The 13,166-nt window shown below is 61.1% G+C and carries 13 protein-coding genes; 9 read left to right on the forward strand and 4 right to left on the reverse strand.

What is annotated here, in order from left to right; all coding sequences use genetic code 11:
• Positions 1-19: 19 nt before the first annotated feature.
• Both plsY and ACQ4N7_RS06650 read right to left on the reverse strand, forming a co-directional pair.
• Positions 20-679: a glycerol-3-phosphate 1-O-acyltransferase PlsY gene (gene plsY / locus ACQ4N7_RS06645; RefSeq protein ID WP_430710831.1), complete on the reverse strand. Its 660-nt coding sequence runs from the start codon at positions 677-679 to the stop codon at positions 20-22.
• 203 nt (positions 680-882) lie between these two features.
• The gene (locus ACQ4N7_RS06650) at positions 883-1,203 is read right to left on the reverse strand and encodes a hypothetical protein (RefSeq protein WP_430710832.1); all 321 of its coding nucleotides are present in this window, start codon (positions 1,201-1,203) and stop codon (positions 883-885) included.
• A gap of 213 nt (positions 1,204-1,416) precedes the next feature.
• Here ACQ4N7_RS06650 and ACQ4N7_RS06655 point away from each other — a divergent pair, with 213 nt between their 5' ends.
• Both ACQ4N7_RS06655 and ACQ4N7_RS06660 read left to right on the forward strand, forming a co-directional pair.
• On the forward strand, positions 1,417-1,824 hold the full coding sequence (locus ACQ4N7_RS06655; RefSeq protein ID WP_430710833.1) for a VOC family protein: 408 nt from the start codon (positions 1,417-1,419) through the stop codon (positions 1,822-1,824).
• 206 nt (positions 1,825-2,030) lie between these two features.
• A complete protein-coding gene (locus tag ACQ4N7_RS06660; protein WP_430710834.1) occupies positions 2,031-3,122 on the forward strand; it encodes a D-alanine--D-alanine ligase family protein in 1,092 nt (363 codons plus the stop codon).
• 246 nt (positions 3,123-3,368) lie between these two features.
• Here the strand turns inward: ACQ4N7_RS06660 and cbiB are convergent, their stop codons facing one another.
• Together cbiB and ACQ4N7_RS06670 are read right to left on the reverse strand one after the other, a co-directional pair.
• Entirely contained in the window at positions 3,369-4,388 is a 1,020-nt protein-coding gene (cbiB, locus tag ACQ4N7_RS06665; protein ID WP_430710835.1) for an adenosylcobinamide-phosphate synthase CbiB, read from the reverse strand.
• Complete coding sequence (locus ACQ4N7_RS06670; RefSeq protein WP_430710836.1) at positions 4,369-4,812, reverse strand: RrF2 family transcriptional regulator; 444 nt, start codon at positions 4,810-4,812, stop codon at positions 4,369-4,371. The genes cbiB and ACQ4N7_RS06670 overlap by 20 nt, the downstream gene beginning before the upstream one ends.
• A gap of 691 nt (positions 4,813-5,503) precedes the next feature.
• Between ACQ4N7_RS06670 and ACQ4N7_RS06675 the strand changes: the two genes are divergently transcribed.
• From ACQ4N7_RS06675 to ACQ4N7_RS06705, 7 genes are all read left to right on the forward strand, one after another.
• Complete coding sequence (locus ACQ4N7_RS06675) at positions 5,504-5,908, forward strand: AbrB family transcriptional regulator (protein ID WP_430710837.1); 405 nt, start codon at positions 5,504-5,506, stop codon at positions 5,906-5,908.
• Positions 5,909-6,178: 270 nt separating this feature from the next.
• Positions 6,179-7,660, forward strand: a complete 1,482-nt coding sequence (locus ACQ4N7_RS06680; RefSeq protein ID WP_430710838.1) for a hypothetical protein — start codon at positions 6,179-6,181, stop codon at positions 7,658-7,660.
• Between the two features lie 29 nt (positions 7,661-7,689).
• On the forward strand, positions 7,690-8,394 hold the full coding sequence (locus ACQ4N7_RS06685) for a C40 family peptidase (RefSeq protein WP_430710839.1): 705 nt from the start codon (positions 7,690-7,692) through the stop codon (positions 8,392-8,394).
• 89 nt (positions 8,395-8,483) lie between these two features.
• The gene (locus tag ACQ4N7_RS06690) at positions 8,484-9,497 is read left to right on the forward strand and encodes a glycosyltransferase family 2 protein (RefSeq protein WP_430710840.1); all 1,014 of its coding nucleotides are present in this window, start codon (positions 8,484-8,486) and stop codon (positions 9,495-9,497) included.
• Positions 9,498-9,515: 18 nt separating this feature from the next.
• On the forward strand, positions 9,516-10,250 hold the full coding sequence (locus ACQ4N7_RS06695; RefSeq protein ID WP_430710841.1) for an ABC transporter ATP-binding protein: 735 nt from the start codon (positions 9,516-9,518) through the stop codon (positions 10,248-10,250).
• Between the two features lie 49 nt (positions 10,251-10,299).
• Complete coding sequence (locus tag ACQ4N7_RS06700) at positions 10,300-11,739, forward strand: efflux RND transporter periplasmic adaptor subunit (RefSeq protein WP_430710842.1); 1,440 nt, start codon at positions 10,300-10,302, stop codon at positions 11,737-11,739.
• A gap of 179 nt (positions 11,740-11,918) precedes the next feature.
• Complete coding sequence (locus ACQ4N7_RS06705; RefSeq protein WP_430710843.1) at positions 11,919-13,115, forward strand: ABC transporter permease; 1,197 nt, start codon at positions 11,919-11,921, stop codon at positions 13,113-13,115.
• The last annotated feature ends 51 nt before the right edge of the window (positions 13,116-13,166 follow it).

The following is a 13,166-nucleotide window of genomic DNA, read 5'->3' on the forward strand; positions in this document are numbered from 1 at the left end:
TTTTGGGGGGGTGATGGCTCTAGCCGCCGTGGTTAGAGGGCTGCTGCCCCAGGCGGGGTTCGGTACCGGCCAGCAGGCGGTCGATATTGCCCCGGTGGCGCAAAATGACGTAGGTCGCCCCCAGCCCCCCCAGGACGATGTAGGGCAGTGGCTGGCCGGTCACAACCATGAGCACAGCAGCGGCGATCGCGGCCGCAATTGACCCCAGCGAGACAATGCGGCTGAGAGCCAGGGTCAGGCCAAAGGCGATCGCGGCCCCCAGAGCCACAGGCCAGGCCAGCCCCAGCAAAACGCCCAGCCCCGAGGCCGCCGATTTGCCGCCGGTAAAGTTAATCCACACCGATTTGCTGTGGCCCACCAGGGCAATTAGCCCGGCCAGCATGGTCACCCAGGGCTGCCACTGGGCCGCTAAAGCTCCCTGGGCAGCCAGCGCAGAAATCTCAGGCCAGAGCGCGATCGCCAGCCGCACCGCCAGCAGCCCCTTCAGCAGGTCGATGACGAGCACCGCGATCGCGGCCCCTTTGCCCACCGTTCTCAGCACGTTGGTGGCCCCCGTGCCCCCCGATCCGTACTGGCGAATATCGATACCTTTCATCCAGCGGGCCACCAGATAGCCCGTCGGAATTGACCCCAGTAGGTAAGCTGCCACCAGCAGCAGCACAATTGCTAAAACCGCCAACGCCCTATGTCCTCGTGCGTAAGTGTAGTGTGTAAGCGTAGTGTGTAAGCTGGCCCCAAGCGCCGGTTGCAGCCCTCAGGGCCAAGGTTGTGCGCCCTGCCACTATCAGTCTAGGAGGATTGGGGCACCAGATTGAGCCGGTGTTTAGCAATCCTTATTTAGAGCAATGGCTGACCCTGCCCCTGGGCTGACGAGAGCGTCAACTAAAAGTCTGACTTGGGGTGAAAGCCTGGCCGGGGCGCGGCCTCGGTAGCACAGAGCCGCTCGATCACCTGCTCAGCGGTGATCAAACGCTTTAGCACCACCTGCCCGATTGGTTCGCTAGTGGTGCTCTCAGGCTTGACCTCAACCATCAGCACCGTCTCTTCTACCTGGTACAGCCAGAGCGTTTCGCCCTGCTCCTGAATCGACAGGTTGAGCCGAACCATGTGGGGCTTACGCTGCCAGCCCAGCTCGTTCCACAGGCCGCCAAACTCCCACACCCGGCCCGTTATCCAACCGTCAGAAAGAAAAAAGTACTTCACCGCTCACTCTGCCACACCGTGTATCAATGGCATTATGCACTGTGATGACCGATTGGCCGCAGCCCCAGATTGATTTAAATACTATCGAGGTTAAATCTGGTCAGTCTGGTCAAGATTCATCTGGTCGCTCCCCGGGCTTACCAGTGCGCTCCACTACCCTGTAAATGAGCCCTAGAATAGGCCCCGCGCCCCTCAGCCTGATTCTCCAAAGCCATGATTGAAGTGCTCGTCCTCGACCATCTCGTGCTGACCGTTGCCGATATTGCTCGCACCTGCGAGTTTTACCAGACGGTGCTGGGCATGGAGGTGGTGACCTTTGGGGCTGGCCGCGTCGCCCTGCGCTACGGGCAGCAAAAAATCAATCTGCACCCCGTCGAGAGCCCGTTTGCCCCCCATGCCCAAGCTCCTGGGGCAGGTTCAGCAGATTTGTGTTTTTTAATCACGTCTCCTCTGGCGGCGGCTATCGCCCACCTGGAAGCGTTGGGGGTTCCCATTGTGGCGGGGCCAGTACCGCGCACCGGGGCAACCGGGCCGCTGGGTTCGATCTACATTCGCGACCCCGACGGCAACTTGCTAGAACTCAGCGTTTCAGGCGAGTCCATATCGGCCACGACGGTTTAGGCCACCCCCTGGGGCAAAAAACTTTGGCCAACCGTCCGGACGGGTCTGGCGACCAGCGTAGTAAGGAGAGGTAGATGCACCCTGATTGTTAAGCCTTGAGATACCTGGAGGGATCTCAGGGCTTTTTTTTGCCCATCTCTGAGTTTTGCGGGGCGCGATCGCTCCTGTGATACCCTATCCGCAATTGGCGCGAAGGCGGAATTTTTATGGTGACAGCAACGGGGTCGACAGTAACGGTAGGGCTGGTGTTTGGCGGCTGTTCGGGCGAGCACGAGGTATCGATTCGATCGGCGCAGGCGATCGCCCGCGCCCTGGCCAGCGGCACCAACGCCGACAAGTACACCGTGCTGCCGGTCTACATTGGCAAAGATGGCCGGTGGCAGGCAGGCCCCGAGGCGGCGGCGGTGCTGGCCGCTGGCGTGCCGCCCCAGGAGACGGCTTCAGCGGCCACGCCCCGGCTGCGGCTGCCCCAGTTTGAGCAGGTCGATACAATCGATATCTGGTTTCCGGTGCTGCACGGCCCCAACGGCGAAGACGGCACCGTGCAGGGGCTGTTTACCCTCATGCAGCAGCCCTACGTGGGGTCTGGCGTGCTGGGTTCAGCGGTGGGCATGGATAAAATTGCCATGAAAACGGCCTTTGCCCAGGCCGGGCTGCCCCAGGTCAAGTACCTGGCGGTGAGCCGAGAGGAGGTGTGGTCGAACCCCTGCATTTTTCCGAAGCTGTGCGATCGCATTGAGGCTGAGCTGGGCTACCCCTGCTTTGTCAAACCCGCCAACCTGGGCTCCTCGGTGGGCATTGCCAAGGCCACCACGCGCAAAGAACTCGAAGCCGCCCTCGACAGCGCCGCCAGCTACGATCGCCGCATCATCGTCGAAACCGGGGTCGTGGCCCGTGAGGTCGAGTGCGCCATTCTGGGCAACGGCAATCCCAGGGCCTCGGTGCCAGGCGAAATCACCTTCCAGAGCGACTTCTACGACTACGACACCAAATACACCAGCGGTCAGTCGCAGCACACTATTCCGGCCCAGGTGCCAGAGGACGTCGCCCTGCGCATTCGAGACATGGCGGTAACGGCGTTTCAGGCGGTGGATGCCGCTGGCATTGCGCGGGTGGACTTTTTCTACGTCGAAGCGACGGACGAAATCTTGATCAACGAAATCAACACGCTGCCGGGGTTCACCGCCACCAGCATGTACCCCATGATGTGGGAGGCCAGCGGCGTCAGCTTTGCGGAACTGGTCGATGCGCTGATTGAGCTGGGCTTTGAGCGCACCGGGCGAGGGGACGGGGAGTAGGGGAGTGGGTGCGTAGATGGGTGGATGAGTAGGAGGGTGGATGAGGGGTGTAGGGTGCATTCGCGGCCTGTAACCTACGCAACCACTCACAAATGCTGACCTTGAGCCGCAATGCACCGCTTTCGGTATCCGGCTTCTGACCTGATGCAGCCTATAAACCTACGCAACAGTACCGTGGGTCGGGCAATGCCTGCCAGCATTCCATCAGCGCCACTTGGTGTCAGGATTAGCTCGACTCAATTTGGGTCAAATAACGCTGGTAGAGCGGAGTTGTAGCCAGGCCCGTAGGACTAGAAGGGTGACTCCCAGGGCCAGCCAGAGGAGGGCGGCGCGGCGGGTGAGGGCCAGGGCGGCAAGGATGCGATCGCCCGTAATCGGCACTGTGGCATCCCCCAGCAGCGGCTTCTCTTTGACCTGGCCTCTATATACGTTTCGCCCCCCTAGCTGCACCCCCAGGGCGGCGGCGTAGGCGCACTCGCTCCAGCCTGCGTTGGGGCTGGGGTCGGCGGGGGCATCGCGGCGGCAGAGGCGCAGTACTGGGCGAGGTCGCCCCGACAGCAGGGCAATGGTAAGCACCGTCAGGCGGCAGGGCAGCCAGGTGAGACCATCCTCAAGCCGGGCGCTAAACCAGCCGACATAGGTGTAGGGCGCTTCTCGGTAGCCCACCATCGAGTCGAGGGTGCTGGCGGCTTTGTAGGCCAGAGCCACCGGCACGCTGCCCCAGGGCAAAAACGCCCCTACCAGGGCATAGAACAGCGGGGCCAGTACCCCATCGGTGGCATTCTCGCTGACGGTTTCGAACACCGCCCGCAAAATCTCTGGCTCGTCCAGGTTTTCGGTGTCGCGACCGACGTAGAGAGCCAAACGTTCTCGTGCCGTGGGGATATCGCCAGTCGTCAGGGGCACCAGGACGTCCTCTGCCGCTCGCCGCAGGCTGCGTCCGGCAAAACAGCTCGCCAAGAGCACAACGGTGCACCCCATGCCAACGACAGGATGAATCATTCCGCTCAGGCGCACCAGGCCCCACCCCACCAGGCCACTGCCGAGTATCACGCCCAGCCCCAGCCCAACGCCCAGCGATCGCTCCCCCACAGGGGATACCTTGAGGCGCAAAACACCCTTCGTCCCCCAGCTAATCACCTGGCCAATCGCCTGAACCGGGTGAGGCCAGCCCCAGGGGTCGCCAACCACGCGATCGAGAACAGCGGCCAGTACCACCGCCACGGCCCGACCGTCCGCCAGCAGGTTAAACCACAAAACTGACATCATCCCCCTGGGCCGCCTGCCAACTGCGGGCATCGAAGTACAGATCTTCCAGGGAAATACTATAGAGGGCTTCTTTGAGTTTTTGCGAGAGCCGGTTCCAGACGGCAAAGGTGACCCAGTCTTCGGCCTGATCGGCCTGGGGGCTGTGGCGAGGTAGGGGGTCTACCTGTTCACCCACCGCCTCTAAAATTTGGCCCAAAAAAATTTGGTCAGCGGGCTTGGCCAGGCGATAGCCGCCATGGGGGCCTCGCACCGACTCGACAATACCGGCCCGCCGCAGGTCGATTAACAGTTTTTCTAGGTAGGGCGGCGGCAGGCCCTGGCGATCGGCAATGGTGTTCACCGAAACGGGCCGCCGAGAGGGGTGCAGGGTCAGGTCGAGCAGGGCTTTGACGCTGTAGTGGCCGCGAGTGGTGAGCTTCATAGGCTAGATTTAAGCATTGTTTTAAGGACGTTCTGCCGTTGTAGCGGGTAATTCCTGGCCCCTCCTGCCGCCTTTCAAAAAGAGTTAAGGGCAGGTCGAAACTCCGTTTCACAAGCGCAGACAGCTTCCTGCAGGATAGGGGGTTTTAGGCAAATTTCGACCGTTACGACCAATGGCACGACGTTTCAAACCGCCTCGGCGCTGGCCAAAAAGTTAGCCTTTGATGACGCTGGTGTGGCACCAATTGGCAGCGCTTCTGGGGAGCAAAACGGTTCCAGCGGTCAATTCCGGGACGGATACTCGTTTCGAGTCGGTTCCCGTTTCTGGGATGCCGTAGGCTATACGCTTCGCGAATCGCGGCAGGGGCTAAATAGGCTAGTCCATCCCTATCGGGGTGCAAGTTAGGGGTCGCCTTGAGCCCGGGGCGGCTCTTGAGGCAGCGGCCTAATCTCGCTGAGCGGCAGGTTAAAAGAGCTAGTTAGCCAGCATTTTTAGTAGTTTTAAGTAGGGCAAAAGGGCAGTTATTTTAACCTCGGAGGAGAAAACGTTAAGAGGTCAAAAAATAGCATGCAAAAATTATTTCACTGTAGTATGATTTTGCGTGTTGTCATTGAGGTGAGGCTGGGCGGATACAGTTTTACTACCCCTGCTCAAAAATGTCTGAAAACCGTTGTGAACGAGAATAGAGTTAATGGCTAACGCAACTCAAGTACAACCACTGGTCGGCAAAGAGCTATTGCAAAAGGTTAAAGACCTGGATGATCTGAGCAAAGAAGACAAGGCAAAAGCCTGTGGGTATTACACCTTGACCAAATCGGGCAGTCCCCGGGTCAACATGATGAAATTTCTGAACGCGCTGATTGAAGCTGAGGGCATCCAGCTGGACAGCAGCCAAAACGGCAACGGACGGGGCGGCCGCAGCGCCAGCTTTCGCATCACCGTGCAGTCAAACGGCAACCTCTTGATTGGGTCCACCTACACCAAGCAAATGGGGCTGCGGCCCGGCGACGAGTTTGAAATTACTCTGGGCCGCAAGCACATTCGGCTGAAGCAGTTGGGTGAAAGCGGTACTTTGCTCGAAGATGACGACGAATAAATCGGCCGGGAAGCAAGAAAACCAGCCGGGCTTTTGGGCAGGGTGATCCGTTTTGGGGTCACTTGAGTACAATGGGCGAACCAAGTCTCTATGAGGTTGGCTCGCCTATTTTTGATGTTCTCTAGTCACTAGCTAGAGCCTTTTTCGCTGCACTACAAGTCTGCAAAGGGGCAAACAGCTACTTTTGAGGACTATTGACGCAAAGCATTTGTCGAACGCTTGATACCAAATAAACCAAGTTTTGGAAAATAAAGAATTGTGCGGTAGTCTATGAACTTTCCTATAGTTTTAGACATTGCTCTGGGGCTGGTCTTTATCTTTTTTGTGTTGAGCTTGCTGGCCAGCGAGACTCAAGAGATCATCGGTACCCTTTTGCAGTGGCGAGCTGAGCACTTAAAGCAGTCAATTGAGGTGCTGCTAGCGGGTAACGAGCGCGAGAAAGAAGCCGCCGCCCAGGAACTGGCCGATGCCCTCTATGAAAGCCCTTGGATTCGCAGCCTGAATCAGGAGGCGAAGGGGTCGATCGCGCGATCGTTCCGCCGTATTTCTCACCTGATTGGCCGCATCTACCGCACGTTGACTGGCCAGCGCAATGTATTCGGGGCTGGCAAAACCAGCGGCCCCTCCTATATCCCCCCCGAGGCGTTTGCCAACAGCCTGCTGGAGCGCATGCAGCTGGGCAACCTCTGGCAGGTGCTGGCCAACGATCGCATCTACGGCTTTGCCCGCGATCGCGTGCTGGCCCCGGTCAGCAACATTCTCAGCGACCTGAAGGCCAGCACCGGCAACGAGTTTTTGCTCAATGCCGAGCTACAGCAGCTGGAGACGGGGGTGCGGCAAATTGTCGATGACTTTAAAGCGGGTATTGTCTCGCTGCCCGAAAGCCTCGATCGCGTGGTCAACCGACTCGAAGACTTTGGCCTGATGGCCGAAGACATTTTGCCCGAAAACCATCCCCTCACCGAAACCTTTTTGCGCCGCCTGGAGTATATCCAGCGCGGTTTAGCCAGTACCCCCGTGGAAAGAGCGGCCCTGCTCAACAAGCTGCGCCCCAGCGTGGCTCAGCTGCTCGACATTTTTGACAGCACCAGCCCCGTCTACAGCGAGCTAACCCGCCTGGCCCAGGGGGGCAATCCCGAGGCCCGAGCGCTGCTCGAGCGGCTGGCGCAGGCCCCCATTACCCCGGCTCTGCGCAGCAGCCTGGCCGCGATCGCCCGCAAGGTTGAAGTCACCGCCGATGCCGCCCGCGACGACGTGGCCCTGTTTGGCCACGAGATTGAAAAGTGGTTCGATCGCGGCATGGAGCGAGCCACCGGGGTTTACAAGCGCAACGCCAAGGCCGTCGCCCTGCTGATTGGCATTGCCACCGCCGTCTCCATCAACGCCGACTCGTTTCACATTGCCACCCGCCTAGCCGTAGACCCCATTTTGCGCAACTCGATCACCCAAACCGCGGACCAGCTGGTGGCCGATTCACCCGGTGACTTTGGCCAAGAGCTAGAGCAGGTGCAGGATGCCGTCAACCAGGCCCTCGACGAAATTCCCTTTCCCCTGGGCTACAGCGAGACGGTGGTGCAGCAACAGCTCGATGCTGAAGAGTCGTGGCCAATTCCTCTGATTCCGCGTCGGCTGATAGGCTGGCTGGTCAGCGGATTTGCCATTTCCATGGGGTCAACCTTCTGGTTTAACGTGCTCAAAAAAGTGATTAACGTGCGCAATACCGGCGGCAAGCCAGAAGGCGCGAAGGAATGAGGTCGATGGGTGGATGGGTGGGTGAGTAGATGGGAGTGATAGAGGCCTTGGCACTGTCCTGGGGGCAAGAATATGTCTGTGGTCGGGGGCTAAATCTGTATAAAACCGCCGAGTTAGAGGGGTTGGTGACCCAGGCGGCAGGGGGTCGGCATCTGCGGCTGGCTGAAGAACCGGGTCAGGGATCTCTGGCTGTTGTGCTCTGCGAAGACGACTATCCGGGCTGGATTAGCGCTGCCGATGGCCATGATCTCAGGCCTGCCGATCGCCCCTACCAGCCCCCGGTTTTAGATCGCGCGGCGATTGAAGCGCGTCTGAGCGAGGTGATCGCCTTTACGCATACGGCTATGGCCACCCCCAACACCTACCTGTGGGGCGGCACCGTTGGCCCCAACTACGACTGCTCGGGCCTGATGCAGGCGGCCTTTGCCTCCGTGGGCATTCGCCTGCCCCGCGACTCGTACCAGCAGGAAGCCTTTACTCAACCGATTGGCTGGGGCGAGCTAGAACCGGGCGATTTAATCTTCTTTGGCACCCCAGAGCGCACCAAGCACGTCGCCCTGTACCTGGGAAATGGCCAGTACATCCACAGCTCGGGCATTGACCAGGGCCGCAACGGCATCGGCCTCGATTCGCTGAGCGATCTCAGCGACCCGGTCAGTGCCGCTTACTACGGCCAGCGGCGGCGGGCGGGTCGAGTGATGGTGAGCTACCAGCCGAAAGCGCCGAAACAGTAGCTGGTGAGTGCGCGCCACGATGGGCTTTCGGCTAAACTCAAGGGGCATCTGGCGTATTTCGGTGATCTGCCCCGCCATTTACCGCTGTTATGACCCCTGCTGCTCGCCCCATTCTTGCCTTCCCTGAATCGGGGGCTGTTGCCCCGGTAGCCATCTCGGTGGTGGTGCCAATCTACAACGAGTACGAAAGTTTGCCTGCGCTGGTGGCGGCGATCGCCCAGGTGCTCGACGGCATGGAGCGAACCTACGAAATCATTGGCGTTGACGATGGCTCCACCGACGGCTCCAGCGATCGCCTGCGCGAGCTAACCCAGCAGTATCCCCACCTGGTGGCGGTGCTGCTGCGCCGCAACTACGGTCAAACCGCCGCCATGGCCGCCGGGTTTAAGTACGCTCGCGGCGGCACTGTAGTCACCCTCGACGGCGACCTGCAAAACGACCCCGCCGACATTCCTCGCCTAGTCGACCGCCTTGACGAGGGCTATGACCTGGTCAGCGGCTGGCGCAAAGACCGCCAGGACAACACCCTGACCCGGCTGATTCCGTCTAAGATTGCCAACTGGCTGATTGCAGGCGTAACCGGCGTGGCGCTGCACGACTACGGCTGCTCGCTGAAGGCCTACCGGGCTGAGGTGATTCACGACCTCAACCTGTACGGCGAGCTGCACCGCTTTTTGCCCGCCCTAGCCTTTATTGAAGGGGCGCGCATTACCGAAATGCCAGTCACCCACCACGCCCGCCGCTTTGGCACCAGCAAGTACGGCCTGGGCCGCACCCTGCGAGTGGTGATGGACATGCTGACCGTCTACTTCATGAAAAAGTTTCTTACCCGGCCCATGCACATCTTTGGCAGTCTGGGGCTGGCCTCGATGGCGGCGGGTATTGCCCTGGGCCTGTACCTCACCCTGGTCAAGTTTTTGGCCGACCAGGATATTGGCGATCGCCCCCTGCTGGTGCTGGCGGTGGTGCTACTGCTGGCGGGCATTCAGCTGTTTAGCTTTGGCCTGCTGGCCGAGCTGCTGATGCGCACCTACCACGAGTCGCAGCAGCGCCCGATCTACCGTGTGCGCGAAATTGTCGGCCCCGCTGCCCCCGAGGGGTAGGAAGGGCCGTTTCTCATGATGAACAGATCCTCTGGGCCACAGCCAGCGGCGATCGCAATGGAGAACGTGTCGCGGGTGTTTGGCATGGGCGAGGCGGCGGTGCGGGCCTGCGATCGCATCAACCTCACCATTCAGCCCGGCGAATACTGCGCCATTATGGGCCAGTCGGGCTCGGGCAAATCGACGCTGATGAATATCATCGGCTGCCTCGATCGCCCCACCAGCGGGCGCTACTGGCTCGATGGCACCGACGTTTCAACGGTGGGCAAAACCCGGCTCACCCGGCTGCGCAACCGCAAGCTGGGCTTTGTCTTTCAGCGCTACGAGCTGCTGCCCAACCTCACCGCGCTCGAAAACGTAATTTTGCCCATGATGTACGCCGGGGTGAGGCGAGCGGTGCGGCGGCGGCGGGCCGAGGCCGCCCTCACCCACATGGGCCTGGCCAACCGCATGGACAAGCGCCCATCCCAGCTGTCGGGCGGCCAGCAGCAGCGGGTTGCCATTGCCCGCGCCATTGTCAACCAGCCGGTGCTGCTGCTGGCCGACGAACCCACTGGCGCACTCGATTCGCAGTCGGCAGCGGAGGTGTTGAGCATTTTTCAGGCCCTGCACCAGCGGGGTATTACCATCGTCATGGTGACCCACTCCCACGAGGTGGCCAGCCACAGCCAGCGGATTATTATGATGAGCGATGGCCAGGTCACCCACGCTCACCTCAGCCCCGCCGAACTGGGGCACCTGACACCGCTGTAGGTGCGAGGTGGCGGGATGGCGACGAAACGACTTGTTTAAATGGTGCCCCGTGCTGCCCGACCCTCACCCCGATGCCTCTACCGTTCCATCCGAACTGGCCTCCTCTGACCCAGCAGTGGAGCAGCCGTTAAATCAGGCCAATTCGGGTCAGGCCAATTGGGGGCAAACCCGTGCAGAGCAGAGCAATATAGCCGCTAAACCGCTCAGCCCTGGCCTTTTTGACGACGATCTTTACAGCGACGGCCCAGCTACCAAGCAGCGCACCGGGCTGAAGTGGATTGTCGCCTCGGGCCTGGTGCTGGTGCTGGGCCTGGGCGGCTGGTGGGGCTACCGCACCTGGCAGCGCCGCAGCGTTGAGCCAGTGGTGGTCGCCACCGGCAACCCCAGCCGCGACACCCTCGAAAACCGCGTCGATGCCTCGGGGGTAATCAGCCTGGGCAACCAGCAAACCCTCAAGGCTCCCGGCGATGTGACCGTAGAGTCGGTGCTGGTGCAGGAACGGCAGCGGGTGGCGCGGGGTACGGTGCTGCTGCGGCTGCGCGATCGCGCCCTAGAGCAGCAGCTCGACGAAGCTCAAATTGAAACCGAAATTCTGCAATTGCAGCGCCAGCGCCAGCGCGAGGTGCGCCAGGACCGCCAGCGCACGGTGCAGCGAGCCCAGGAGCGCCTGAGCGAGTCGCAGTCGCTGCTAGAGCAGGGGTTTATTTCAGAAGACGACTATGACGGCGATCGCAACGATCTCGAAACCGCCCAGTCAGAGCTGCGCGGAGCCGAAGTTGACCTGCAGCAGTCAGAGCTAGAAATTCGCCAAAACCAGGCTACCCTGGCCAACCTGCGCGCCCGCATTGCCGACAATGCGATCGTCGCCCCCTTCGACGCCGTAGTGCTCAACATCGACGTGCAGCCCGGCGACGGCGTGCAGAGCGAGGGCAACCTGCTCACCGTCGGCGACCCCGCCCAGGAGGTAGTGCTGTTCGACCTGATGACCCTCGACGCCAATAAAGTATCGGTCAACATGCCCGTGCGGGTCAGCGTCATTGGCCCCAGCGCCGCCAGCTACGCCGGACGAGTCATCAGCATTGCCCCCCAGGCCATTACAGACAGCGAGGACGGCGGCGGCGGCTCCCAGGCCATGGTCAAGGCCGTAGCCCGGCTCGATCGCCCCAGCGGCGTGCTAATTCCGGGCAGCGCGGTCAGCGTCGAAGTCATTCTGGTACAGCGCGAAAACGCCCTTGCCCTGCCCACTAACGCCATTCAGCAGAACGGTGGCGAAGCCTTCGTGTGGGTAGTCGATGGCGAGGGCCGCGCCCAAAAGCGCCCCATCACCACCGGCCTCGACACCCTGGAAGCCGTCGAAATTCTCTCCGGGCTAGAGGAGACCGACACCGTCATTCTCAACGCCCCACCCGATCAGCCCCTAGTCGAAGGCATGACCGTCGAAACCTCCTCCCCCGGTTCATCCCAAAGCGGCGATCGTCCCTCCCCCTAACGCCCTCCCTTTCTCCCTACGGGAGACGCTATCGCGTTGGCGAAGCCTGTCCACAGGACAAACGACTCCGCTCCCTTCGACTCCGCTCCCTTCGACTCCGCTCCCTTCGACTCCGCTCCCTTCGACTCCGCTCAGGGACCGACCAACTCCCACTCACCCACTCACCCCCCCCCCTCCCCATGCCCCTCTCCCCCCTCGATCTCACCCTCACCACCCTGCGGGATGTGACCGGCAACTGGGTGCGCTCTGGCCTCACCGCCCTGGGCATTTTCATGGGCGTGGCCGCCGTCAACGCCACCCTCAATATCGACACGATCGCTAACCGAGTGCTGCAAGAGCGGTTAGAGGCCAGGGATAACCCCAACATCACGCCCTTTGTCTACGGGCGCGATCGCCCCCCGGTTGAGTTTGACGAAACCGCGATCGCCGAAATTCAGCAGGCGGTACCCGGCATTCTCAGCATTAGTCGCGTCACCCAGCTCTGGGGGTCAGAGGTGCAGTACCAGGGCACCGTGACCGACAGCCTTGACGCCTTTAGCGTGTCAGAAAACTACCAGCGCACCACCGGGCGACAGGTGCTGGCAGGCCGTTTTTTTGACCGCGAAGACTTCGATGCTTTTCGTCCCGTTACTGTAATCGACACCGTGCTGGCGCAGCAGCTCTTTCAGCAGGCTCCGCCCCTGGGGGAAGGTATTTTTATCAACGGTACTCGCTTCACCGTCGTCGGCCTAATCGAAAACAAAGACCTCTACGGCAGCGAAGACGGCGAACCCACCGGCAGTCTCTGGGTGCCCGAACCCTACGGCGATCTGCTACAGGGGCGCTTTCGCTTTGGGGGGCAAATTCAAATTGCCCTGCAAAATCTCGACGACTTTGCCACCACCCGCGACGCCGTTGAAGCCCAGCTACAGCAGATGTTTCCTGGCTACGAAACCTACATTGGCGGCAACGTCGAAGACCTCTACGAGGAAGAACAGCGCCAGCGAGCCTCCATTCGCGTGCTCAAGGCGGTGGGCCTGCTGGCCCTGGTGATTGGCGGCGTCGGCATCGCCAATATCACCATCGCCGCGATCATGGAGCGCACGCGCGAAATTGGTCTGCGCCGTGCGATCGGGGCCACCGATCTCGAAATCATGGCCCAGTTTATTGCCGAAGCCGCTTTGCTCAGCCTGATCGGCGGCACCACGGCGGTCGGCACCGTACACCTGCTGACCAAGGCCGCTACCACCACTATTTTTGAGGCTCCCTACGAGTTCAACTGGCGCGATGCAGCTCTGTCGATGGGGGCGGCCTTTGGGGTGGGGGTGGGGGCGAGTTTCTTGCCCGCCCTGCGGGTAACGCAGATCGACGTGGTGCAGGCGCTGCGAGGGGAGTAGGGCCGAGCGAGTCGAGCCCGCTGGCTGAGCGCAGTCGAAGCCCGCTGGCTG

The organism is Nodosilinea sp. AN01ver1 (assembly GCF_050565655.1).
Taxonomy (GTDB): Bacteria; Cyanobacteriota; Cyanobacteriia; order Phormidesmidales; family Phormidesmidaceae; genus Nodosilinea.